This is a genomic window from Actinotalea endophytica, assembly GCF_025717005.1.
GTDB lineage: Bacteria > Actinomycetota > Actinomycetes > Actinomycetales > Cellulomonadaceae > Actinotalea.
The window spans coordinates 139,427-160,748 of record NZ_JAOVZU010000004.1 but is presented as its reverse complement, the minus strand read 5'-3'; the positions used below and the strand labels follow the sequence as shown (position 1 = coordinate 160,748).

Annotated in this window: 17 protein-coding genes; 14 read left to right on the top strand and 3 right to left on the bottom strand. The window is 70.0% G+C overall.

What is annotated here, in order from left to right; translation table 11 throughout:
* The first annotated feature begins 70 nt into the window (after nt 1-70).
* Genes OEB99_RS08350 through OEB99_RS08335 form a run of 4 tightly spaced genes read left to right on the top strand, consistent with a single transcriptional unit; the run spans nt 71 to nt 4,014 of the window.
* Nucleotides 71-994, top strand: coding sequence for a carbohydrate ABC transporter permease (locus OEB99_RS08350; RefSeq protein ID WP_263509578.1), 924 nt, complete (start codon nt 71-73; stop codon nt 992-994).
* Complete coding sequence (locus tag OEB99_RS08345; protein ID WP_263509576.1) at nt 984-1,820, top strand: carbohydrate ABC transporter permease; 837 nt, start codon at nt 984-986, stop codon at nt 1,818-1,820. The genes OEB99_RS08350 and OEB99_RS08345 overlap by 11 nt, the downstream gene beginning before the upstream one ends.
* A complete protein-coding gene (locus OEB99_RS08340; RefSeq protein WP_263509575.1) occupies nt 1,817-3,124 on the top strand; it encodes a family 1 glycosylhydrolase in 1,308 nt (435 codons plus the stop codon). Before OEB99_RS08345 ends, OEB99_RS08340 begins: the two co-directional genes overlap by 4 nt.
* Nucleotides 3,121-4,014, top strand: a complete 894-nt coding sequence (locus OEB99_RS08335; RefSeq protein WP_263509573.1) for a glycoside hydrolase family 43 protein — start codon at nt 3,121-3,123, stop codon at nt 4,012-4,014. Before OEB99_RS08340 ends, OEB99_RS08335 begins: the two co-directional genes overlap by 4 nt.
* Nucleotides 4,015-4,111: 97 nt before the next feature.
* Here OEB99_RS08335 and OEB99_RS08330 read toward each other — a convergent pair whose 3' ends face one another.
* Nucleotides 4,112-6,022 (bottom strand): hypothetical protein, encoded by a 1,911-nt coding sequence (locus OEB99_RS08330; RefSeq protein WP_263509572.1) that lies wholly within the window; start codon nt 6,020-6,022, stop codon nt 4,112-4,114.
* Between the two features lie 511 nt (nt 6,023-6,533).
* Between OEB99_RS08330 and OEB99_RS08325 the strand changes: the two genes are divergently transcribed.
* The 5 genes from OEB99_RS08325 (at nt 6,534) to OEB99_RS08305 (ending at nt 13,605) form a co-directional block, all read left to right on the top strand.
* Nucleotides 6,534-8,612 carry an FAD-dependent oxidoreductase gene (locus OEB99_RS08325; RefSeq protein WP_263509571.1) on the top strand — a complete coding sequence of 693 codons (2,079 nt, stop codon included), beginning with the start codon at nt 6,534-6,536 and terminating at the stop codon, nt 8,610-8,612.
* Nucleotides 8,609-9,268: an NADH-ubiquinone oxidoreductase-F iron-sulfur binding region domain-containing protein gene (locus OEB99_RS08320; RefSeq protein ID WP_263509570.1), complete on the top strand. Its 660-nt coding sequence runs from the start codon at nt 8,609-8,611 to the stop codon at nt 9,266-9,268. The genes OEB99_RS08325 and OEB99_RS08320 overlap by 4 nt, the downstream gene beginning before the upstream one ends.
* 37 nt (nt 9,269-9,305) lie before the next feature.
* Nucleotides 9,306-10,811 carry an FAD-dependent oxidoreductase gene (locus tag OEB99_RS08315; RefSeq protein WP_263509569.1) on the top strand — a complete coding sequence of 502 codons (1,506 nt, stop codon included), beginning with the start codon at nt 9,306-9,308 and terminating at the stop codon, nt 10,809-10,811.
* Between the two features lie 129 nt (nt 10,812-10,940).
* Nucleotides 10,941-12,299, top strand: coding sequence for an MFS transporter (locus tag OEB99_RS08310; protein ID WP_263509567.1), 1,359 nt, complete (start codon nt 10,941-10,943; stop codon nt 12,297-12,299).
* Nucleotides 12,300-12,453: 154 nt separating this feature from the next.
* Nucleotides 12,454-13,605, top strand: a complete 1,152-nt coding sequence (locus OEB99_RS08305; protein ID WP_263509566.1) for a thiolase family protein — start codon at nt 12,454-12,456, stop codon at nt 13,603-13,605.
* Between the two features lie 63 nt (nt 13,606-13,668).
* On the opposite strand, the gene OEB99_RS08300 is transcribed toward OEB99_RS08305, so the two are convergent.
* Nucleotides 13,669-14,430, bottom strand: a complete 762-nt coding sequence (locus OEB99_RS08300) for an SDR family NAD(P)-dependent oxidoreductase (RefSeq protein ID WP_263509565.1) — start codon at nt 14,428-14,430, stop codon at nt 13,669-13,671.
* 325 nt (nt 14,431-14,755) lie between these two features.
* On the opposite strand from OEB99_RS08300, the gene OEB99_RS08295 reads away from it, so the two are divergent.
* The gene (locus OEB99_RS08295; protein WP_263509564.1) at nt 14,756-15,748 is read left to right on the top strand and encodes an enoyl-CoA hydratase/isomerase family protein; all 993 of its coding nucleotides are present in this window, start codon (nt 14,756-14,758) and stop codon (nt 15,746-15,748) included.
* Nucleotides 15,749-16,172: 424 nt separating this feature from the next.
* Here OEB99_RS08295 and OEB99_RS08290 read toward each other — a convergent pair whose 3' ends face one another.
* Nucleotides 16,173-17,078, bottom strand: a complete 906-nt coding sequence (locus OEB99_RS08290; protein WP_263509563.1) for a LysR family transcriptional regulator — start codon at nt 17,076-17,078, stop codon at nt 16,173-16,175.
* Nucleotides 17,079-17,320: 242 nt separating this feature from the next.
* Between OEB99_RS08290 and buk the strand changes: the two genes are divergently transcribed.
* From buk to OEB99_RS08270, 4 genes are read left to right on the top strand one after another with little or no spacing between them, the layout of a single operon-like run.
* A complete protein-coding gene (buk, locus tag OEB99_RS08285; protein WP_263509562.1) occupies nt 17,321-18,445 on the top strand; it encodes a butyrate kinase in 1,125 nt (374 codons plus the stop codon).
* A gap of 47 nt (nt 18,446-18,492) precedes the next feature.
* Nucleotides 18,493-19,326 carry a beta-keto acid cleavage family enzyme gene (locus OEB99_RS08280; RefSeq protein ID WP_263509561.1) on the top strand — a complete coding sequence of 278 codons (834 nt, stop codon included), beginning with the start codon at nt 18,493-18,495 and terminating at the stop codon, nt 19,324-19,326.
* Entirely contained in the window at nt 19,323-20,315 is a 993-nt protein-coding gene (locus OEB99_RS08275; RefSeq protein WP_263509560.1) for a phosphotriesterase family protein, read from the top strand. Before OEB99_RS08280 ends, OEB99_RS08275 begins: the two co-directional genes overlap by 4 nt.
* Nucleotides 20,312-21,316 carry a phosphate acyltransferase gene (locus OEB99_RS08270; protein WP_263509559.1) on the top strand — a complete coding sequence of 335 codons (1,005 nt, stop codon included), beginning with the start codon at nt 20,312-20,314 and terminating at the stop codon, nt 21,314-21,316. Before OEB99_RS08275 ends, OEB99_RS08270 begins: the two co-directional genes overlap by 4 nt.
* Nucleotides 21,317-21,322: the final 6 nt, after the last annotated feature.

The following is a 21,322-nucleotide window of genomic DNA, read 5'->3' as shown; positions in this document are numbered from 1 at the left end:
CCTCGCACCACCGCTCGGGGCCGCGTCCCGCCGTGGCCCCGGCCCCGAGCACCCAACCGATCGGAGCACCATGAGCGTCAAGATCGCGGCGCCACCCGCTGCCGGGATCCGACGTCCGCCCGGGCGACGCCGGCGACGGTTCCAGCCCGCCGTCGCCTTCCTCCTGCCCAGCGGCCTGATCCTCGGGGTCTTCATCATCTTCCCGATCTTCCAGTCGCTATGGATGAGCCTGCACGCCTGGCGCATCGGGGCGCAGAGCCAGCCCTGGGTCGGTCTGGACAACTACCGGCGGCTGCTGGCCGACCCGCAGTTCGCCAACGCGCTGCGCGTCACGCTGGTGTTCACGCTCGTGTCCGTCGTGGTGCTGCTCGTCCTCGGGTTCCTGGTGGCCTACTGGCTCCAGCGCACGACCCGGTTCAGCAAGATCCTGCGCTCGGCCTACTTCTTCCCGACGGTGGTCGCGCTGTCGGTGATCGGCATCGTGTGGCGGTTCATGCTCGACCCGGACATCGGGCTGGTCGCCGGCATCTGGAAGACGTTCGGCCTCGAGCCGGTCGCCTGGTTGCGCAGCCCTGAGCTCGCGCTGCCCACCGTGATCGCGGTGGGCATCTGGAAGAGCCTCGGCTTCACGATGATCCTGCTCCTCGCCGGGCTCCAGGGGGTGCCCGAGCACCTCTACGAGGCGGCCAAGCTGGACGGCGCGGGGCCCTGGCAACAGGTCCGCCACGTCACGCTTCCCTCCATCCGCCCCGCGCTGCTCTTCGCGGCCGTGATCCTCACGATCCAGTCCCTCCAGGCCTTCGACCTGATCTACGCCATGACCGCCGGTGGCCCGCTGTTCTCGACCGAGACGCTCGTCACCTTCATGTACCGGCAGTCGTTCCAGAACTTCGACTTCGGCTACGGCTCGGCGATCGCCTGGGCCCTGTTCATCGTCATCATGATCATCTCTGCGTTGCAGCTCCGACTCTTCAGGTACAACGATGTCGACTGACCGCTCAGCCGGCGTCCGGCTCGGCCGAGGTCTGATCTGGATCGCGGTCGTCTTCGGCGCCGTCGTCGCGATCGTCCCGTTCCTGTGGATGCTCGGGGGGAGCTTCCGGCCGGAGGCGGACCTGTTCGCCAACCCGGCGCGGATCTGGCCCGAGACCTGGACGCTGCACGGCTACCAGGAGATCTGGCGCGAGCTGCCCTTCCTGCGCCTGGTCGCCAACACGTTCATCTTCGCGGGCGTCACGACCATCCTGTGCCTGCTCTTCGACTCGATGGCCGCCTACGCGCTGTCACGGCTGCGGTTCCGAGGCCAGAACCTCGCGTTCTGGCTGGTCATCGCCACCCTGATGGTGCCGGTGCAGATCACCCTGGTCCCGGTCTTCATGACCCTGTTCGACCTGGGCTGGCTCGACACCTACCAGGGACTCATCATCCCGAGAGCGACCAGCGCCTTCGGCATCTTCATGCTCCGGCAGTTCTTCCAGTCCATCCCGCGCGAGCTCGACGAGGCGGCGCGCATCGACGGAGCCGGCCATCTGCGCATCTACGCGCGCATCATCCTTCCGCTGGCGAAGCCGGCCCTGGCAACCCTGGCGGTGCTGCACTTCATGAACCTGTGGAACGACCTGTTGTGGCCGCTGGTGATGACCAGCTCGATGGAGATGCGGACGCTGCCGGCGGGCCTCACGCTCTTCGGCGGTCAGCACGTCACCGACCACGCCGTCCTGCTCGCGGGCGCCACGATCTCGCTGCTGCCGCTGGCGGTCGCCTTCTTCCTCGCGCAGAAGTACTTCGTCCGCGGCGTCGCGACCACGGGGCTCAAGTGAGTGCCCGTCGACGCTTCGAGGCCGGCGCCCTGACCTGGGTGCTGGGCATCGAGGACACCTGCGTGTACCCGCCGGGCGACGGCACGGTCCTCGACGAGCACGTACTGACCCAGCACGACGAGCACTGGCGCGAGGACCTCGCGAGGGCAGCCGAGCTGGGCGCCACCACGCTGCGCTACGGAGCGTCGTGGCCGCTCGTGCACCGGGCACCGGGCGCGTTCGACTGGGCCCACCTGGACGACGTCGTCGAGGCCGCCGAGGTACTCCACCTGGAGCTGGTCCTCGACCTGGTGCACTACGGCTGCCCGCCGTGGCTCGGGGGCTCCTTCACCGACGCGCGGTTCCCGGCGGCCCTGGCGGAGTTCGCGGGAGCGCTCGCCGAGCGCTACCGGGGCCGGGTCCACCACTTCACGCCGCTGAACGAGCCGCTGACGACGGCATCGTTCTCCGGGCTTCGTGGCATCTGGCCGCCCCACGCGACGGGGTGGCGCGGGTGGACCGCGGTGACCGTCGCGGTCGCCCTCGGCGTGGCCGCGGCAGAACGGGCGATCCGCCGGGCGAACCCGGACGCAGTGGTGGTCCACGTGGAGGCCTCCGCGCTGTACGAGACCGGCGAGGACTGCCTCCGGGGTGAGGTGGAGCTCCTCCAGCAGGTCGCCCGGCTGCCCCTCGAGCTCGCGCTCGGCCGGGTCGGTCGTCGGCACCCGATGGCCGGCTGGCTCGTCGAGCACGGGGCCGACCCGCATGCCCTGGACGAGCTGGCGCGCCGACCCGCCTCGCCCGACATCCTCGGCGTCAACTACTACCCCGACCTCACGCCGCGCGACGTCGTGATGCACGAGGGCCGGGCCACGCAGATCGCGGTCGACCGCGGTGCCGCCGGGCTGGAGTCAGTGCTGCGCGGGTTCGCCGAGGACTACGGGCTTCCGCTGGTGATCACCGAGACGAGCATCGAGGGTGACGATGCCGTGCGAACCGAGTGGTTGCGGGCGGCGGTCGAGTCCGTGGCGCGACTCCGCTCCGCCGGCCTCGACCTGCGCGGGTTCACCTGGTGGCCCCTGTTCGACTTCGTCGACTGGTCCTACGCCTCGGGCGGCCAGAGCGTCGAGGAGTTCCTGGTTCCCCGGTCCGACGGCGCCGGGCGGACCTACGCACCACTTCCGCCGATGGCACCCGCGGGATCGGGCCCCGAGGCGTACCTGAGGCGGATGGGCCTGCTCCGGCTCGAGTCCGACGAGGGGCGACTGGTCCGGGTGCCGACGGCGGCGAGCGAGCTCTTCCGCACCCTGGCCGTGCCCCGATGATGCCCGCGTACGCCGGCTACTTCGCCGACCCGTTCGTCCTGCGACTCGCCGACGGCACCTACGTGGCGTTCGGGACCGACCCCACGGCGCCGCCGGACGGCGCGGTCTTCGAGTGCCTCACCTCGCCCGATCTCGTCCGTTGGACGTCGCACGGCGCAGTCCTCGAGCGGCTGGACGACGTCTACTACGACGAGTACTGGGCGCCGGAGATCGCTCCCGCCGCAGGTCGCTGGTGGATGTACTACTCGACCGGCCACGGGATCGAAGGGCACCACCTCCGCGTGGCGGTCGCCGACGCTCCGACCGGGCCCTACCGAGACGTGGGAGCCAACCTCACCCCACTGGAGCGGTTCGCCATCGACCCGCACCCGTTCACCGACGTGGACGGGACCCGGTACCTCTTCTACGCGCGGGACGTGCTCGACTCGGCCCGGCCGGGCACCCACCTCGCCGTCGCACGGCTCGCGAGCCCGACGCAGCTCGGACCGGCGACCGAGGTCCTCGCGCCGACGGCCGACTGGCAGCTCTACCAGCGGTCCAGGGAGATGTACGGCCGCCGGCTCGACTGGTACACCCTCGAAGGCCCCACCGTCGTGCACCGCAGGGGCGCGTACTGGCTCACCTACTCCGGCGGCGCGTGGACCGGCGAGCGGTATGCCGTGTCGTGGGCGCGGGCCGAGCACCCACTCGGGCCCTGGGAACCCGCGGCCGACGGCGAGAGGCTGCTCGCGAGCGACGGAGACCTCATCGGTCCGGGCCACAACTCGATCACCGTCGGCCCGGAGGGTTCCGACGTCATCGCGTTCCACGCCTGGGACCACGCAGGTGCCAAGCGGCAGATGCACCTGCGCCGCATCGAGGTCTCGGACTCCGGGCCGCAGCTGGTCTAGTCGGCCGGGTGCGGCCTCCGGCCGGCGGAGGGTACCGCGGCGGACTCGGTGGCCGACCGCCTTGCGACGACCGGCCACCGAGGTCCGGTCGGTCCGGTCAGCCGACGGTGACCACGATCGCACCGGTGTAGGTGGCACCCGCGACGACCGGCGTCGCGACGCCGTCCACGGTCATCGAGACCGGGGCGCCGCCGGCGCCGAGCACGTTCGCGGCCGCCCCGACCGTCAGCGACGTCAGGTACGAGGTGCCGGTGACCCGCCAGACCGAGTCGCCGGACAGCGTGACGACGACGCCGTTGTTCACCGCGGGCTGCGCGGTGTTCGTGACGACGCCCATCAGCTCGTAGTCCTCGGCGGTGATGGTGTCCTGCGGGTGCCGGCTCACCGACGCGGAGAGCACGCCGGTCACGTCGGTGCCGTCGAAGGTCAGCACCAGGTTCTTGCCGTCCGGCAGCGGACCGGACATGCCCGACCCGCCGCCGCCGCGGTAGGCGTTGTAGAAGTCGCCCACGAGCGTCGTGTCGACGAACGTCGCGACCGCGTCGTCGTCGTGCACGGCGGCCAGGTCCCAGGTGTCCACCTTGGTCGCCGGGTCGGTCGGCTCGGTGTAGACGCCGACGTTGAGCAGACCGTCGTCGGTCATCACGGGGCCCGGGTCGTCGTCCTCCATGAGCTGGAAGATCACGCCGTTGCCCGCCGCCACGCTCGCGCCCTGCGAGCCGTCGACCACGAGGTCGACAGCCTGGCCCTTGTCGAGGAACGCCGTCTCGCCGGTGGTCATCCGGGTCGCACCGTCGATCGTCACGTCGCCGGCGCCGTGGAACATCACGCCGAACCGGTCGGAGTCGAGCACCGTCGCGCGCTCGCGCAGCCGGCGCAGCTCGAGGCCGGTCAGGCCCAGGCCCAGCGAGTCGTCCAGCGCCGCGACGCTCGCCGGGTCGCTGTCGCCGAAGTGCAGGGTCCCGCCGCGCACGATCGACACGTAGTCGGCCACGTCGAACGTCGTACCGAGGAACTCCTCGACGGCGTCGCCGATCGCGTACGAGCCGTAGCCGTCGTCCCCGGTGAGGGTCAGGGTCGAGTTGATCGCGGTGAGCCGGACGTTGCTGCCGGTGTCGGTCGACAGCACGCCCCACCCGGTCGACGAGATGCGCGAGCCGATGTAGGTGGCCTGCGTCCCGTCGCCCATCAGGTTGGTCGCCCGGACGTTGCCGACGATGCCGAGCATCCACGGCGCGGCCTGCATGCTCGCCAGGTCGACGGTGGACCGGTAGTCATCGGGCAGCACGCCGTCATGCGTGGCGATCGTCGAGTTCTTGACGACGAGGTTGGACCCGCCCGAGGCCCACACACCGACCCGGGCCACGCCCTCGTTGTCGATCCGGGCGTGGTCCACCACGACCGTCGCCCCGTCGGTGACTGCGAGCCCGGCACCGGACCCGATGAAGTCCGAGCGCCCGTTCCCGGTCAGCCGGATGGTCGCCGCGGTGACCGTGTAGTCACCTCCGGACACGACGACGCCGCCGAAGTTCTCACCGGTCGAGGTCACCCGGAGGTTGGCCGCCGTGGTGCCGCCGACCCGTCCGCGCAGCGCCTCGGTCGCGGACAGCCCGGCGACCGGCCCGTCGGCGCCCACGTACAGCGCCTGGGACATCGGGAAGACCAGGCCCTGCCACTCGACGTCCCGCTCGTCGACCACCTCGAGCACCACGTCGCCGCGCCACGAGCCGGGCTCGATCACGGTCCGGGTGCCACCGGTCTCCTCGATCGCGGTGCCGGTCTGCGCGCCGTCGACCACGAGGACGACGTCCTTGCCGTCGGGTGCGTCGATCGTGCCGCCGTCGGCGAGGGTCAGGGCGCACAGCCGGGTCGTGCTCGTCACCGACCAGGTCTCGCCGGCGGCGACGGTCACCCGCTCGCAGCCGTGGCCGGCCGCGGCGGCCGGTGCCGCCATGGTGAGTGCCAGGGTGCCGATCGCGAGGATCGTCGGCAGTGGCTTCGCTCTCATCGTGGATACCTCTCCCGTGATGGGGCTGTGCGACTCCGGCGCCGTCCGTGGCGCCGAGCCGCAGGCCTCCGTGCCTCGAGCTCAGCCCGCGCGCCGCGCTGCGCGCGGGACACCCCCTGCCACGTCGATGTGGCGGGTATGACATTGGTGGGTGATGCCGGAATGAACTCATCCCGTTTCGGCATAGATCGGTTCCGGCGGCCGGCAGCGACTCCGGATCGGGGCCGGTCACGGGGGGCTGACCTGCGGCGTCGTGAACTCACAGGTTGTCCGGGACCTTGGTGCGCCGGGGCCCGGGAAGGCTCTGGTAATTGCCACCGGCGGGGTCAGGACTATTGGCCTCCGGGAGCCGTCGTCCTATGCGAATACTGAATGTCACCATCCACCGGAGCCGCCCTAGTCTCCGTTGCGGCAGCGGATCTGCGACCGGCACGAGCGGTCGGAGACCGGTGCGACATGGAACTCAGTGGGACTGACGTCGCGACGACGACACGAGGAGGTGCGCCGACGGATGGTGCGGATCGAGGTCGACGGGGTCGCCGTGGAGGCGCTCCCCGGCCAGGACCTTCTTGCGGCGTGCCTCGCCGCGGGGATCTACGTGCCGCACCTGTGCTCGCACCCGGATCTGCCGGCCGAGGGCGGCTGCCGGATGTGCACGGTCGAGGTCGACGGTCACGACCGACCGGTCCAGGCCTGTGAGGTGACCGTCGCCGACGGCATGGTCGTGCGCACCAAGACCGAGCGGGTCGAGCACATCCGCAACGTGGCGCTCGAGCTGATGCTCGCGCCGCACCCGAAGGACTGCACGTCCTGCCGCGCGTACCTGAACTGCGAGCTCCAGGCGCTCATGCAGTACACCGGCGTCGCGCACTCGCGGCTGCGCGAGATCGAGAAGGAGACCGCCCGGATCGGGGCGTCGAACTCGATCATCTCCAAGGAGATGTTCCGCTGCATCCAGTGCACGCGGTGCATCCGCGCGTGCGGCGACCTGCGCGGCGTGAGCATCCTGGAGATCCGCCACCGCGACGGCGAGGCGTACGTCGGCACCGTCGACGACCTGCCGCACGACCAGACCGACTGCCGGTTCTGCAGCGCGTGCGTCGAGGTGTGCCCGACCGGGACCCTGATGGACCCGCCCGGGCTGTTCCGCGAGGACGTCCCGCGGGCGCAGGCTCTGGTGCCGTGCCGGAACGGGTGCCCGGCCCACACCGACATCCCGCTGTACCTGCAGCTCGCGGGGGAGGGGCGCTACGCCGAGTCGGTCTCGGTGTTCCGCGAGAAGCTGACCTTCCCGCTCAGCCTCGGCTACGTGTGCAGCCACAACTGCGAGTCCGAGTGCAAGCGCGGGACGATGGACGCGCCGATCTCGATCCGTGCGGTCAAGCGGTTCGCGGTCGAGAACGACGCCGAGCAGACCTGGCGCGAGCGGACCTGGGTCGCCGAGCCGACGGGCAAGCGGGTCGCCGTCGTCGGCGGCGGACCGGCCGGCCTGACCGCCGCGTACTACCTGACCCGCAAGGGTCACGAGGTCACGGTGCTGGAACGGCGCTCGCGGCCCGGCGGGATGATGACCTGGGGCATCCCGCGGTACCGGCTGCCGCAGGAGGTCATCGACTCCGAGATCGCGACCCTGCAGGAGATCGCGCCGTTCACGATCGAGACGAACGTGCGGGTCACCGACCTCGCCCCGCTGCGCGAGCAGTTCGACGCGGTCCTGGTCGCCACCGGAGCGCAGGCCGGCAAGCGCCCGCCCGGGTACGACCCCGCGCTGAGCAACGTCGTCGACGGCGTGGACGCGTGCCGTCGCTGGAACGACGGCGAGCGGCCCCGGCTGGGTGCCACGATCGCCGTGCTCGGCGGCGGCAACGTCGCGTTCGACTGCGCGCGCTCGGCCAAGAGGTTCGGCGCGACCGACGTGCACGTGCTGTGCCTCGAGCCGTTCGACAAGATGCTCGCCGACCCCGAGGAGGTCCGCGAGGCGCTCGCCGAGGGCATCACGGTGCACGCATCCGTCACCCTGACCCCGACGGTGGCCGACCAGCGGGTGACCGGTCTCGACGTGACCGACGTGCGGAGCTTCGCGTTCACCGCCGACGGGCTGCAGCTCGACCTGGTCGAGGGGACCACGCGTGAGCTGGTCGCCGACACGGTGATCGTCGCCACCGGGCAGCAGTCGGACCTCACGCCGGAGTTCGGCGTGGAGCTCGGCCGGAACAACCTGGTGGTCACCGGGGCCGACGCCAGGACCTCGGTCGAGGGCGTCTTCGCCGCCGGCGACTCGGTCACCGGCACCTCGACCGTCATCAACGCGATCGCCCTGGCGCGTGCCGCGGCGTCGAGCCTCGACCGGTACCTCGGCGGAGACGGCGACATCGAGGACACGTACTACGAGCGTCCCGAGCACGACCCGGCGATCGGCACGATCCCGAACTTCTCCCAGCTCACCCGGACCGACTGCCGGACCGCCGAGGCAGTCGCCACGGAGACGTCCCGGTGCCTGCACTGCGAGCTGCGGCCCGACCTGAGCACCGTGAAGTACTGGACCGACGCGGTCTACCAGTCCGGCGCGCAGCAGGGGGTCCGGGCATGAGGTGCGAGACGACCGCCGCGAACCTGACCCCGATCGACGTCGAGGCGGTGGCCGCCGGCGTGGCGTGCCCGGTCGCCATGGCGACCACGCTCATGTGGCAGGCCGCCGGCGCGACCTGCGGGCGCGAGGTGTACTGCCGCGAGGGCACCCGCCAGGTCGCCACCATCCTGACCGACATCACGGTCGGAAAGGGCTCGAGCGCCGACCTGGCCCTGGTCGACGAGCTGTGCGGGCTGATGGCCGACCTGGTGCCGTGCGCGATGGCCGGCCTCGCCGCGCGCTCGGTGCTCGACTCGCTGCGTGACCACGCCGAGGAGTGGGACCGGCACGTGCGGCGCAGCCGGTGCACGAGCCTGACCTGCGCGATGAGCTTCACCGTGCACGTCGACCCGACCACCTGCACCGGCTGCGAGGAGTGCCGGCCGGTGTGCCCGGTCGACGCGATCGCGGGCGGCCCCGACCTCGTCCACGTGGTCGACAACGACGTGTGCACGCGCTGCGGTGCGTGCCTGAGCGTCTGCCCGGTCTCGGCGATCGCCAAGGCCGGTCCGATCAAGCCCAAGGTGCCCGACGAGCCGATCCCGGTCGGGTCGTTCGCCGCGGCACCCGTCCCGGCCGGTGGCGGCATGCGCCGTCGTCGGCCACGTCCCAGCTGAGCCCGAACCCAACCCACCGAGCAACGAAGAGGTTGTCATGAGCGACATGGAAGCTGACGTCATCATCATCGGCGGCGGCGCCTCCGGCATCACCGCGGCGGTTGCGGCCGCCGAGAAGGGCGCCAGCGTGATCGTGCTCGAGAAGGGCAGCACGACCGGCGGCGCCGCCAACATGGGCATGGGCTTCTTCGCCGTCGAGTCCAAGCAGCAGAAGGCACAGATGGTCGACCTGACCCAGGAGGCGGCCTTCAAGTTCCTCATGGAGTACACCCACTGGAGCGTGGACGCCCGGCTGGTGCGCAAGTACATCGCGCAGTCGGCCGACACGATCACCTGGCTGGAGAAGATGGGTGTCGAGTTCCTCGGTGCCTACAAGTACTTCGAGACCTCCAAGCAGACCTGGCACGTGGTCAAGACGGCGGGCTCGGACAAGCCGGCCGAGCGCGCCGCGTCGAACCTGTACAAGGCACTCACCGAGCAGGCCGAGGACCTCGGCGTGCAGATCCTGTACCGCACCAAGGCCACCAAGATCGTCATGGACGACGGCGCGGTCTCGGCCGTCGAGCTGGTCGGCGAGGACGGCGTCGCGAAGACCGCCGAGTGCAACGCGGTGATCGTCGCGACCGGCGGGTTCGGCAACAGCCCGCAGATGATCCACGACTACCTGGGCTTCGAGTGGGGCAAGGACCTGCACTCGTTCCGGATCCCGGGCGTGGACGGCGACGGCCTGTCGATGCTGTGGGAGGCCGGTGGCGGTCACACCAAGGCGACCATGGAGCTGACCTACACCACGCCCGGTGTCACCGACGTCTACAAGACGATCTCGGAGACCATGCGTCAGCCGAACCTCATGGTCAACCTCGACGGCAAGCGGTTCATCGACGAAGAGATCATGAACAACACCGTCTACACCGGAAACTCGATCGCGCGTCAGCGCGAGCGCGTGGCGTTCACGATCGTCACCGACTCGATCATCGACGACTACCGGGCCAAGGGCCTGGACTACGTGACCTTCCACCACAACATCAAGACGGTCGAGAAGTGGGACAAGGAGGTCGAGGCCTACGTCAGCGGCGCGGGTGTCGAGGCGTCCGGCCTGTCCGACCTGCACAACGACGAGCAGAAGCACACCAAGAACTTCTGGGTGTGCGAGTCGCTCAAGGAGGTCGCCGAGGTCACCGGCATCGACTACGAGTCCCTGGTCGCCACGGTCGAGGAGTACAACCAGCTCTGCGCCACCACCGACGACCAGTTCTTCAAGCCGTACAAGTACCTGCGCCCGGTCACCGGCACGACGTACTACGTCGCCCGGCACTTCCCGGCCGGCTACGGCAGCCTCGGCGGCGTCGCGGTGAACGACGAGATGAACGTGCTGGACGAGGCCGGGCTGCCGATCGAGGGCCTGTACGCCTCGGGCACCGACGCCTGCGGCATCTTCGGCGACTCGTACTGCTTCTACCTGCCCGGCAACACCATGGGCTTCGCGATCAACTCCGGGCGCATGGCCGGCTACAACGCGAACGCCTACATCGAGAGCTTCTGACGGCTGAGCCGTCGGTAGAAACACCGTCCTAGGAAAGAGCCCCCGGTCCCCCCGGCCTCGGCACGGTGCAGCACCCCAACCCAACCCTCCACCCGAGAAGTCCGTCCATATCAAAGGGGATGTGCACCCATGTCCACGTCAGTCAAGGAGATCACGTACTCACCGTTCCGGTGGTTCGTGCTCCTCACGCTCTTCATCGTCACGGGCACCACGGCCGTGGCGCTGATCGCCCCCGCCCCGATGATCCCGGGGATCTTCGCGAGCTTCCTGCCGGACCCCTCGATCGCCGGCGACATCCTCTCGGGCAACACGCCGCTGCCCGACGGTGCGCTGAACATCGGTGAGATCGCCAACGTCGCGATGCTCTACTTCAACCTCGCGGTCGCCGTCGGCGCGCTCGGTGGCGGCTGGTTCATCGACAAGTTCGGCTTCCTGGCCGTCTACTTCTTCGGCATCTCGATGATCGCGATCGGCTGGATCCTGATGCCGTCCGTCGGCCAGACCGTCGGAGGTGTGGTCCTGCTCCGGGTCATCCAGGGCCTGGGCACGGGACCGATCATGGCGTCGTCGGCGTCGGTCGCGGCCCGGAGATTCCCGGTGAACGAGCGCGCCATCGTGACGGGCACCCAGGGTGCGGCGATGGCGGCGGGCGTCGGCATCGGCCAGCTCACGATGGGTGGGGTGCTCGAGGCACACGCTGGTTCGTTCCAGGACGCGCTGTTCTCGCTGTGGCCGATCGCGGCCGTCGCGCTGGTCATGGCCTTGATCGTGGCGTTCGGTCCGAAGCAGGCCGAGGTTCGCGCCGAGGACATGACGCCGGCCGAGCGGTCGGCGGTGCAGCACCAGCTCCGCGCCGCGCTGCGGCACCCGGTGACCTGGGCTGCCATCGCGTGCGTCTTCATCCTGTCGTGGGTGTACCAGGCGTTCAACGACCTGTCCCCGACCTACCTGACCAACGGCGACATCGGCGTCGGGTTCGCGGCGGGTGGCACGATGCTCGCGATCGCGCAGGCGTTCAACTTCGCCGGTGCCTTCGCGGCCGGTGCCTTCACCGAGAAGCTGATGCGCGGCCGGGTGCGCCCGGGCATCATCCTGGGCTTCTCGATGGGCGCGATCTTCGGCCTGGCCATGCTCGCGCCGTTCGCCACGAGCAACGCCGTGGTGATGGGCATCGTGGTCTGCATCGCAGGCTTCTTCTTCGCCTGGATCAACCCGAACGCCCTCGCCTACCTGGCCAAGTCCTACCCGCAGAGCGCCGGCAAGCTCGGTGGCTACGCGATGGGACTGGGGATCTTCGGCGGTTCGGCGGGTGTGTGGGCCGGTGCCCACGCGCTCGGCGCGACCGGTCACTTCACGCTGTCGATCGTCATCATGTCGGTGGTGTGCGCACTCGGCATCATCCCGGCGCTGTTCCTCAAGCAGGCCAAGGTCGACCACGCCAGCCTGGTCACCGCGGAGGCCGAGACCGCAACGGTCGAGAGCATCTGACCCGCCTCCGGGCGGGGTGTGCAGCGACGCGGACTGCACGCCCCGCCCGGCGTCGTCTTCCGGGCTCCACCCCCGGACCTCGCCGGTTCGATCCTGCCGATCCGGCACTGGATACCAGTACGCGGCATCGCCGCCCGAGAGAAGGACTCCTGACATGACCGACGCCGTGATCGTCGCCTACGGCCGATCCGCCATCGCCAAGGCCGGCAAGGGCAGCCTGGTGCGCACCCACCCGGTCGCGTTCGGCGCCGAGGTGCTGCGCGGCGTGCTCGCCCGCGTGCCGCAGCTCGACCCGGGCGACATCGACGACGTGATCGTCGGGTGCGCCCTGCCCGAGACCACCATGGGCCTCAACGCAGCCCGCAACATCGTGCTGCGCGCGGGCCTGCCGAGCTCGGTGAGCGGCCAGACCGTGACCCGGTTCTGCGCCTCCGGCCTGCAGACGATCGCTGCGGCGTCGGCCGCGATCGACGCCGGGATGGCGGACGTCGTGGTGGCCGGTGGGGTCGAGCACATGTCCTCCCCGGTGCTCAGCGACGACGAGCGGTTCAAGGACCCGGTGCTCGAGGCCGAGACCGACGCCTACATCCCGATGGGCATCACCGCCGAGAACGTGGCCCGGCGCTGGGGGATCACCCGCGAGGAGATGGACGCGATGGCCGTCGACTCCCACGCGCGGGCCACCGCTGCACGCGAGGCGGGCCGGTTCGCCGGCCAGATCGTCCCGGTCACCGCGGTCGCCGAGGACGGCTCGACCACGACGTTCGAGATCGACGAGGGGATCCGGCCGAGCACCTCGATGGAGGGTCTGGCCGGGCTCAAGCCGGTGTTCGCCGAGGACGGCTCGGTCACCGCGGGCACCTCCTCGCAGCGCAGCGACGGAGCCGCCTTCGCAGTGCTCATGTCGCGGGCCAAGGCCGAGGAGATCGGCGCGACCCCGATCGCGCGGGTCGTCGGCTTCGCGGTCGCCGGCGTCGACGCCGACGTGATGGGCATCGGACCGATCGCCGCCGTGCCGAAGGTGCTGGCTCGTACCGGCCTGGGCCTCGACGACATCGACGTGATCGAGCTGAACGAGGCCTTCGCGTCGCAGTCCATCGCGGTGCTGCGTGAGCTCGGCATCGACTGGGCCCGGGTGAACCGCAACGGCGGCGGCCTGGCCATGGGCCACCCCCTGGGCGCGACCGGCGCGGTGCTCACCTGCAAGGCGCTCGCGGAGCTCGCCGAGACCGGTGGTCGGCGCGCGCTGGTCACCATGTGCATCGGCGGCGGCATGGGGGCGGCCGGGACCTTCGAGCTGGTCTGACGGCACCAGAACCGCACGAGAAGGGGCCCCGCGCGTGCTGCGGGGCCCCTTCTCGTGCCGCGGTCAGTACAGGCTCGTGCCGTGGTCGACGTACAGGACCTGTCCCGTGACCGACCGTGACGCGTCCGAGGCGAACCAGCAGATCGCCTGCGCCTGGTCCTGTGCCGACGCGGTGGGCAGCGTCACGTCGATGTGCCTGGCGCACATCTCGGCGAACTCTGCGTGGAAGGCGGCCGCCGCCTCTGGCCCGTTCAGCGGTGTCGGGGTCGGTCCGGGAGCGACCGCGTTGCAGCGGATCCCGGTGGCCGCGTACCGGATCGCGACGTTCTTGGTCATCGCGTTCACCGCCGCCTTCGCGGCGCTGTAGGCGATGCCCGCGACCCCGCCGGCTCCGATCGACGAGACGTTGACGATCGAACCGGAACCCGCACCGACCATGTGCTCCAGCACGTACTTGGTCATGTAGTACACGGAGTACTGGTCGGTCCTGACGACGGTGTCGAACCAGTCCTCCGAGCACTCGTCGATCGGCATGTGCCGGTCGCCGATCCCGGCGTTGTTGACCAGGACGTCGATGCGTCCGAACGCCTCGACCGTGGCGTCGACCACCCGGCGGCAGTCCGTCGCGGCCGAGACGTCGGCCTGCACGGCGAGGGCGCGACCGCCGGCCACCCGCAGCTCCTGAACGACCTGCTCGTTCGCCGTGGTGCGCCGTCCGCACACGACCACGGTCGCGCCCTCCGCGACGAACAGTGCGGCCGTCGCGCGCCCGATCCCGGAGTTGGCCCCCGTGACCACCGCAACCTTGTCCTGAAGCACGCCCATGGTGGGTTCCCGTCCTCTCGCGGCGTTCTCGCGACGTCCGACGCTAGGCGCGCGCCCGTGAATCGCGGCATGCGGAACCCGCATGAGTCGGTCCGGGCGGCGGTGCCGAACGGGCCGCCCCCCGCGTGCCGGGGCGGGTGGTCCCGGCGCGCGTGCCGGAAAAGGGGGCGGAGCCGGTGATCTATGCAGCATCGGGATTGGCTCACCCGCGCGCGCACTGAGTTACTGGCAGGGAAAGCGTGGCGAGCGAGCGTGCCGACGGTGGCCGCCTCGCGCGTCGTCCAAGAATGAGGCGCCGTCCCCAAGGAAGGAAAGAGAACCCGCAATGATCAGAGGGAACTACGAGTCGGACCACGACAAGCGCAAGGAGCTCCCGCACAAGGAGCTGGGGACGATCCCCCACGTGACCTTCGAGCAGTACCAGGAGGCATGCAAGGACTTCCTCATCATGAAGCGGGAGAACGGCATCCTCGAGGCGCGGCTGCACACCAACGGCGACTCGCTGGTGTGGAACGCCCAGGCGCACCAGGGCCTGCACTACTTCTTCGACTGGGCCGGACGTGACCCCGAGAACGAGGTCATCATCCTCGGCGGCTCCGGCAAGGACCTGTTCAAGGGCATCGGGCGGCCGCAGGACGACGGCTCGATGGGCTACGCGCACGAGTTCGACTCGGCCCCCGAGCACGCCTGGCGGCTGTACGAGTACCAGTACTACGACGGCACGAACGACATCGAGGGCCAGGTCTTCGACGTCGAGGTCCCGACGATCGGCGTGTGGAACGGCGCGGCCTTCCACACCGACCTGGTGCTCTTCTCCGACATCACGCTGTGCACCGAGGACGCGTGGACCACGGAGATGCACTTCCGGGTCAACATGGTGCCCGGCGACGGCATCCAGATCGCGTGGCGCGAGCTCATGGGGCGCAAGCGCTTCGCCTACGCCGAGCTCACCGGCGAGATCATCACGGCGCGCAAGGCGCTCGAGCTGGGCATGGTCAACGAGATCTGCGACGACACCGAGGCGGCCTACGCCCGGGCCCACGAGATCGCCGAGCTGATCATGCGCGCCGGGACCCGGCAGACCCGCCGGCTCACGGTGCAGCAGCTGCGCAAGCCGTGGAAGGAGGACATCGCGAACGAGGTCCGCAACGCGTTCGCGACGGAGATGTGGAACACCGCCACCGAGCACTCCCCGCACGAGGTGAGCTTCTGGGAGTGGGCCCACGAGGAGGCCGAGCTGGTCAAAGCCGCCGAGAAGAAGGGCAAGGTCGTCCGCCCGCGCGTGAACGGCGGCCAGGAAGAGGACGAGATCAAGTGACCCGACTCGCCGGCGGCCGCCGCCGCTGACGAACGACCGGTGCCCGGCCGACCTTCCCTCGGCCGGGCACCGGCATGCCCGGACGCGGCCCGACTGATGCGTCACCGGCATTTCCCGATCCCTCCGGGCACCGAGACGATCAGAGGGTCAGAGATCCGGCACGGCGGCTTTGCGCGTCATTGTCGGGCCGGTGGGGAGCAGGCCGCGGGAGCGGTTGCCACGTCGAGGTCGAGGTGGCACAGGAATGCACTCCACCGCGTTGTCCGGCATTCGCAGCCAGCACGCAGGAATGGGGAATCCAGACGTGACCACCACGGAATCCGTGACGTGGTCGAGCTTCGACGGGGAGCTCGACGTCGTCGGGCTGCCCCAGGGGCTCTGAGGCCCCGTGGCGGGCGGAGGAGGTCGACGGTGGCCGGAGGGCTCACCGCGCCACCCGGTACCCCCTCCGTTCGTCACGGACCAGGTCGACGAAGTTCTGCAGCGTCCTGGACTCGTTGTCCTTCTGACGCACCAGCAGCAGGGAGAACCTGGCCTCGACGTCGGCCAGGCGGCAGATCTTCCACTGCTCGTGCCCGCCGGCCGTGGGGAGGATCCGCTTCGGGACGAAGCAGATGCCCATGCCGAGTCCGGCCTGGAGCACCGCGGTGGTGGTGTTGGGGACGAACTCGATCCCACCGTCGGTGCCCCGGCGCTCGCGGCTGGTCAGCCGCAGCTGCTTGAGGAACGGCGGATCGATGTGCCGCGGGATGATCAGGTTCTGCCCGAGCAGCTCGCGCAGCGTCACCTCGTCGCCGAGCTCGGGCGCCACGTCGTGGCGCATCAGCGCGATGAACTGGTCCTCGCCGATCGGCATCGTCGCGAGCTTGTCGTTGTTCGGCACCGCGTAGTCGAGCGTGAAGGCCGCGTCGTACACGCCGTGCACGATGCTCTCGGTCAGCTGGTCGAACGGGACGTCCTCGACCCGGGTGTGCACGTTCGGGTACGCCGCCATGAAGTGCTCGACGAAGCCCGTGAACAGCGGGCTGAAGTCGCGCACCGTCGCGATGCTGAGGTGGCCCTCGTACCCGCGCTTCGCCGCGTCCATGAGGCTCAGCACGTGCTCGTGGTGGCGCAGCAGCAGGTCCACGTTGTCGTAGAGCACCCGGCCCGCCTCGGTCAGGCAGACGTTGCGGGTGTCGCGGTCGAAGAGCTGGACGCCGAGCTCCTTCTCCAGCGAGGCGATCTGCCGGCTCAGCGCGGGCTGGCCGATGTAGAAGTGCTCGGCCGCCTTGCTGAAGTTCCGGTACATCGCCACGAACTGGAAGTACTTCAGCGACTGCAGGTCCACCTGGATCCTCCCGGCCGGTCCGTCCCGGCTGCCCTCTCGCGACGCGGACTGCGTCGTCCTCCCCGGGTGCGTGGACCCGGGTCGCGACCCCTGTATCGGGACGGTAGCCGGACTGGTCCGGAGCGAGCCGTGACAAAGGTCCGGCGCCGGTCGTCGGCGGCTGTGACAAGGACGGGTTCGACATCACCAGGCAAGACATCGCCAGGCACGACATCACCAGGCATGACGACGAGGAGGGGCCGATGAAGCGGCTGCTGGCCATCAACTGCGGGTCGACGTCGACCAAGGTCGCGTGGTTCGAGGACGAACGGATGCTGCACAAGGCGTCCCTGGACGTCCCGCTCGCCGACCTGGCGACCATGCCCAAGGTGATCGACCAGCTCGAGTACCGCACCGCGCAGGTCACCGAGTTCCTGGTCGAGCACGGCCTGGACCTGGGTGACCTGGACATGGTGGTGTGCCGCGGCGGCACGATCTGGCACGTCCCGCAGGCGGGGGCGTACGGCGTGAACGAGCTGATGCTCGCAACCGAGCGCTACGCGCCGCCCGCCCAGCACGCCTCGGCGCTGTCCTCCATGATCGGCGCCGAGCTCGTCGCCGGAACCGGCGTCCCGGTGATCATCTACGACCCGACCTGCGTCGACAGCGTCGACCCGGTCGCGAAGGTCACCGGCATCCCCGACCTGGTGAACCTGCCGGTGCTGCACCTGTTGAACACCCGCAAGGCCGGCCACACCTACGCCGCGTCGATCGGCAGGCGCTACGACGAGCTGAACCTGGTGATCGCGCACCTCGGTGGCGGGATCTCGCTCGGCTTCCACGACCACGGCCGGGTCGCCGACTGGGTCTACGACGACGAGGGCCCGATGTCCCCGCAGCGCGCGGGCCGGATCCCGACCCGGTTCCTGACCGACCTCTGCTACGACGGCACCCGCACCCACCAGCAGATGCGGATGTTCCTGGCCGGCGGCGCGGGCCTCGCGGCCTGGTTCGGCACGCAGGACGTGCGCGACGTCGAGGCGATGATCGCGGCCGGTGACGAGCAGGCCGAGCTGGTCTACCGAGCCATGGCGCTCGGTGTCGCGAAGGCGATCGGTGAGCTGTCCGTGGTCCGGGCCGGTCAGGTCGACCAGATCCTGCTCACCGGCGGCATCGCGTACTCCGAGCTGTTCACCGGCTGGGTGAGCGAGCTCGTCTCGTTCATCGCGCCGGTCACCGTCGTCCCCGGCGAGCAGGAGATGGAGGCGCTCGCCGAGGGCGGCCTGCGCGTGCTGCGCGGCGAGGAGGACCTGCACACCTACGACGTCCTGCCGCCCGGCTACTCCTCGCTCGAGGAGGTCCTCACCCGTCCCAGCTTCCTCGCCTGACGCCTCGCCGCCGGGCCAACGACCACCACCACTGAAAGGACAGACCGATGGGTCTCGAGAACAAGGTCATCATCTCCGCGGCGCTGACCGGCGCCGTCACCCCGACGGCGCTCAACGAGCACATCCCCGTCACCCCCGAGCAGATCGCCGAGGACGCGTACCGCTGCTGGCAGGCCGGCGCCTCGACCGTGCACCTGCACATGCGTGACGAGGACGAGCTCGGGACGATGGACAAGGACCGCTTCGTCAGGACGGTCGACCTGATCCGCGCGCGCACCGACTGCGACGTCGTGATCAACTGCACGACCGCGGGCGACCACCGGGCCTCCGACGAGGAGCGGATGGAGCACCTGCCGCTGACCCGGCCGGAGATCGCGTCCTACGACGTCGGCTCGTTCAACTGGATGCCGTCCGGCATCTTCGCGAACTCCCCGCAGTTCCTGGAGAAGCTCGGCCTGCTCATGCAGGAGCTCGACATCAAGCCCGAGCTCGAGGTCTTCGACTCCGGCTTCATGGGCATCGCGGAGTACTACCTCAAGCAGGGCGTGCTGATCGCTCCGCTGCACTACCAGTTCGTGCTCGGCGCGGGCGGCGGCATGGCGGCCACCGTGGAGAACCTCGCCTACCTGGTCCGGATGGTGCCCGAGGGCTCGACCTGGTCCGCGTTCGGCATCGGCCGCGCGCACCTGCCGATGATGTTCGCCACCCTGGCGCTCGGCGGCCACGTGCGGGTCGGCCTGGAGGACAACGTCTACTACTCCAAGGGCGTCAAGGCGACCAACGTGTCGCTCGTCGAGCGGGCCGTGCGTGTGGTGCGCGAGTTCGGCAAGGAGCCGGCCACGCCGGACGAGGCCCGCCAGATCCTCTCCCTGAAGCGATGAGCGACATGAGCGTCGTCACGACGGTGCGTGGCGCGATCGACCCGGACGACCTGGGTCGGACGCTGGTCCACGAGCACTTCTTCTTCGGCTACCCGGGCCACGACGGCGACCGGACCATGTGGCACTACGACGAGCAGGAGATCGTCGACGTCGCGGGCACCGTGGTGGACAAGATGCGCGCCTACGGGGTGCGCACGATGTTCGACCTCACGCCGAACGACTGCGGTCGCGACGTCGTGCTGCTCAAGCGCATCTCCGAGCAGTACGACATGCACGTCGTCGCCACGTCCGGCTACTACTACGAGGGCGAGGGCGCGGCGTCGTACTTCAAGTTCCGCAGCCTGTTCAGCGACATCGTCAAGGAGCTGACCGAGCTCTACGTCACCGAGCTCACCGAGGGCGTCGCAGGGACCGGCATCCGCACCGGCGTGATGAAGGTCGCGACCAGCGCCGGCACGATCACCGACTACGAGAAGGCGACCATCCAGGCGGCCGCCGCGGCGCAGCAGATCACCGGGGCGCCGATCCTCACCCACACGTCGCACGGGACCATGGGGCCCGAGCAGGCACGTCTGCTGCTCGACTCCGGTGCCGACCCGGCCAAGGTCGTGATCGGCCACATGTGCGAGCGCTCGCACGACATCGCCTACCAGCTCGACGTGCTCCGGCTCGGCGTCGGGATCGCGTTCGACCGGATCGGCGGAACGCGGATGTTCAACGACGTGACCGACGACGACCGGATGGACATGGTCGTCAACCTCATGGACCGGGGCTTCGGCGACCGGATCTTCCTCTCGCACGACTCGGTCAACCACTGGAAGGGCCGGGACGCGAGCGGGTTCCACAAGCTGCCCGGCACCGAGAACTGGGGGATCCACCGGATCGGGGAGTACATCATCCCCGGCCTGCTGGAGCGAGGCCTGAGCCAGGACGACGTCGACGGGCTGCTGAACGACAACGTCAAGCACCTGTGGAAGACCGGCGCATGAGGTACGCGAGCTACACCGAGCTCGCCGAGCGGGCGCGGCGCAGCGGGCTGGTCGCCCGCTGCGCCGTGGCCGGCGCGGCGAACGCGCACGCGCTCGAGGCGGTCTACCAGGCCGCGGACCAGGGCTTCGTGCGACCCGTCCTGATCGGTCCGGCGGACCGGACCCGGGCCCTGCTCGCCGAGCTCGGGCTCGACGAGCAGCGCGCCGAGCTGGTCGACTGCGCGCCGGAGGAGAACCCGGCTGCGGTCGCGGTGCGGCTGGTCCGCGAGGGTGCGGTCGACTTCATCCTCAAGGGCGGCATCGAGACCCGCGACCTGCTGCGCCCGGTCCTGGACAAGGAGACCGGGATCAACGACGCCGGGTTCGTCACCCACCTCGGCCTGATGCAGATCGCGGGCTACCCGAAGCTCCTCGCGATGAGCGACGCGGCGGTCGTGCCCTATCCGGACCTCGAGGCGAAGGCCAAGATCGTGCGGATCACGACCGAGGCGCTGCGCCGGCTCGGCATCGACACGCCCGTGGTCGCGGCCCTCGCCTCGATCGAGGTGGTCAACCCGAAGCTGCCGGAGACCGTCGAGGCCCGCGAGCTGCAGGAGATGAGCGAGCGCGGCGAGCTGGGCGACTGCGTCGTCGTCGGGCCGATCTCGTACGACCTGGCCACGAGCCGCGAGTCCGCCGCGATCAAGGGGTACGACAGCCCGTACGCCGGAGACGTCGACATGCTGCTGGTGCCGCAGATGGTCACCGGCAACGTGATGAGCAAGATCTGGAACGCGGACGAGCGCAACATCCTGGCCGGCTGCCTGGTCGGCACCCGCGTGCCGGTCGCGCTCACGTCCCGCAGCGCCTCGAGCGCCGAGAAGCTCCACTCCCTGCTGCTGTGCAGCCTGCTCGGCGCGTCGGCCACCGATCCGACCCCAGTTCCGGCCGCTGACCCGGCTTCCGAACCGGCCCTCGTGCCGGCCACCGTCCCGTCCGGCGACGCCGGATCACCCGAATGACCAGGA

What these genes read in the sequence shown, in the direction of transcription:
- OEB99_RS08350 (WP_263509578.1), top strand. Translation starts at nt 71, where the DNA reads ATGAGCGTCAAGATCGCGGCGCCACCCGCTGCCGGGATCCGACGTCCG.
- OEB99_RS08345 (WP_263509576.1), top strand. Translation starts at nt 984, where the DNA reads ATGTCGACTGACCGCTCAGCCGGCGTCCGGCTCGGCCGAGGTCTGATC.
- OEB99_RS08335 (WP_263509573.1), top strand. Translation starts at nt 3,121, where the DNA reads ATGATGCCCGCGTACGCCGGCTACTTCGCCGACCCGTTCGTCCTGCGA.
- OEB99_RS08330 (WP_263509572.1), bottom strand. Translation starts at nt 6,022, where the DNA reads ATGAGAGCGAAGCCACTGCCGACGATCCTCGCGATCGGCACCCTGGCA.
- OEB99_RS08325 (WP_263509571.1), top strand. Translation starts at nt 6,534, where the DNA reads ATGGTGCGGATCGAGGTCGACGGGGTCGCCGTGGAGGCGCTCCCCGGC.
- OEB99_RS08320 (WP_263509570.1), top strand. Translation starts at nt 8,609, where the DNA reads ATGAGGTGCGAGACGACCGCCGCGAACCTGACCCCGATCGACGTCGAG.
- OEB99_RS08315 (WP_263509569.1), top strand. Translation starts at nt 9,306, where the DNA reads ATGAGCGACATGGAAGCTGACGTCATCATCATCGGCGGCGGCGCCTCC.
- OEB99_RS08310 (WP_263509567.1), top strand. Translation starts at nt 10,941, where the DNA reads ATGTCCACGTCAGTCAAGGAGATCACGTACTCACCGTTCCGGTGGTTC.
- OEB99_RS08305 (WP_263509566.1), top strand. Translation starts at nt 12,454, where the DNA reads ATGACCGACGCCGTGATCGTCGCCTACGGCCGATCCGCCATCGCCAAG.
- OEB99_RS08300 (WP_263509565.1), bottom strand. Translation starts at nt 14,430, where the DNA reads ATGGGCGTGCTTCAGGACAAGGTTGCGGTGGTCACGGGGGCCAACTCC.
- OEB99_RS08295 (WP_263509564.1), top strand. Translation starts at nt 14,756, where the DNA reads ATGATCAGAGGGAACTACGAGTCGGACCACGACAAGCGCAAGGAGCTC.
- buk (WP_263509562.1), top strand. Translation starts at nt 17,321, where the DNA reads ATGAAGCGGCTGCTGGCCATCAACTGCGGGTCGACGTCGACCAAGGTC.
- OEB99_RS08280 (WP_263509561.1), top strand. Translation starts at nt 18,493, where the DNA reads ATGGGTCTCGAGAACAAGGTCATCATCTCCGCGGCGCTGACCGGCGCC.
- OEB99_RS08275 (WP_263509560.1), top strand. Translation starts at nt 19,323, where the DNA reads ATGAGCGACATGAGCGTCGTCACGACGGTGCGTGGCGCGATCGACCCG.
- OEB99_RS08270 (WP_263509559.1), top strand. Translation starts at nt 20,312, where the DNA reads ATGAGGTACGCGAGCTACACCGAGCTCGCCGAGCGGGCGCGGCGCAGC.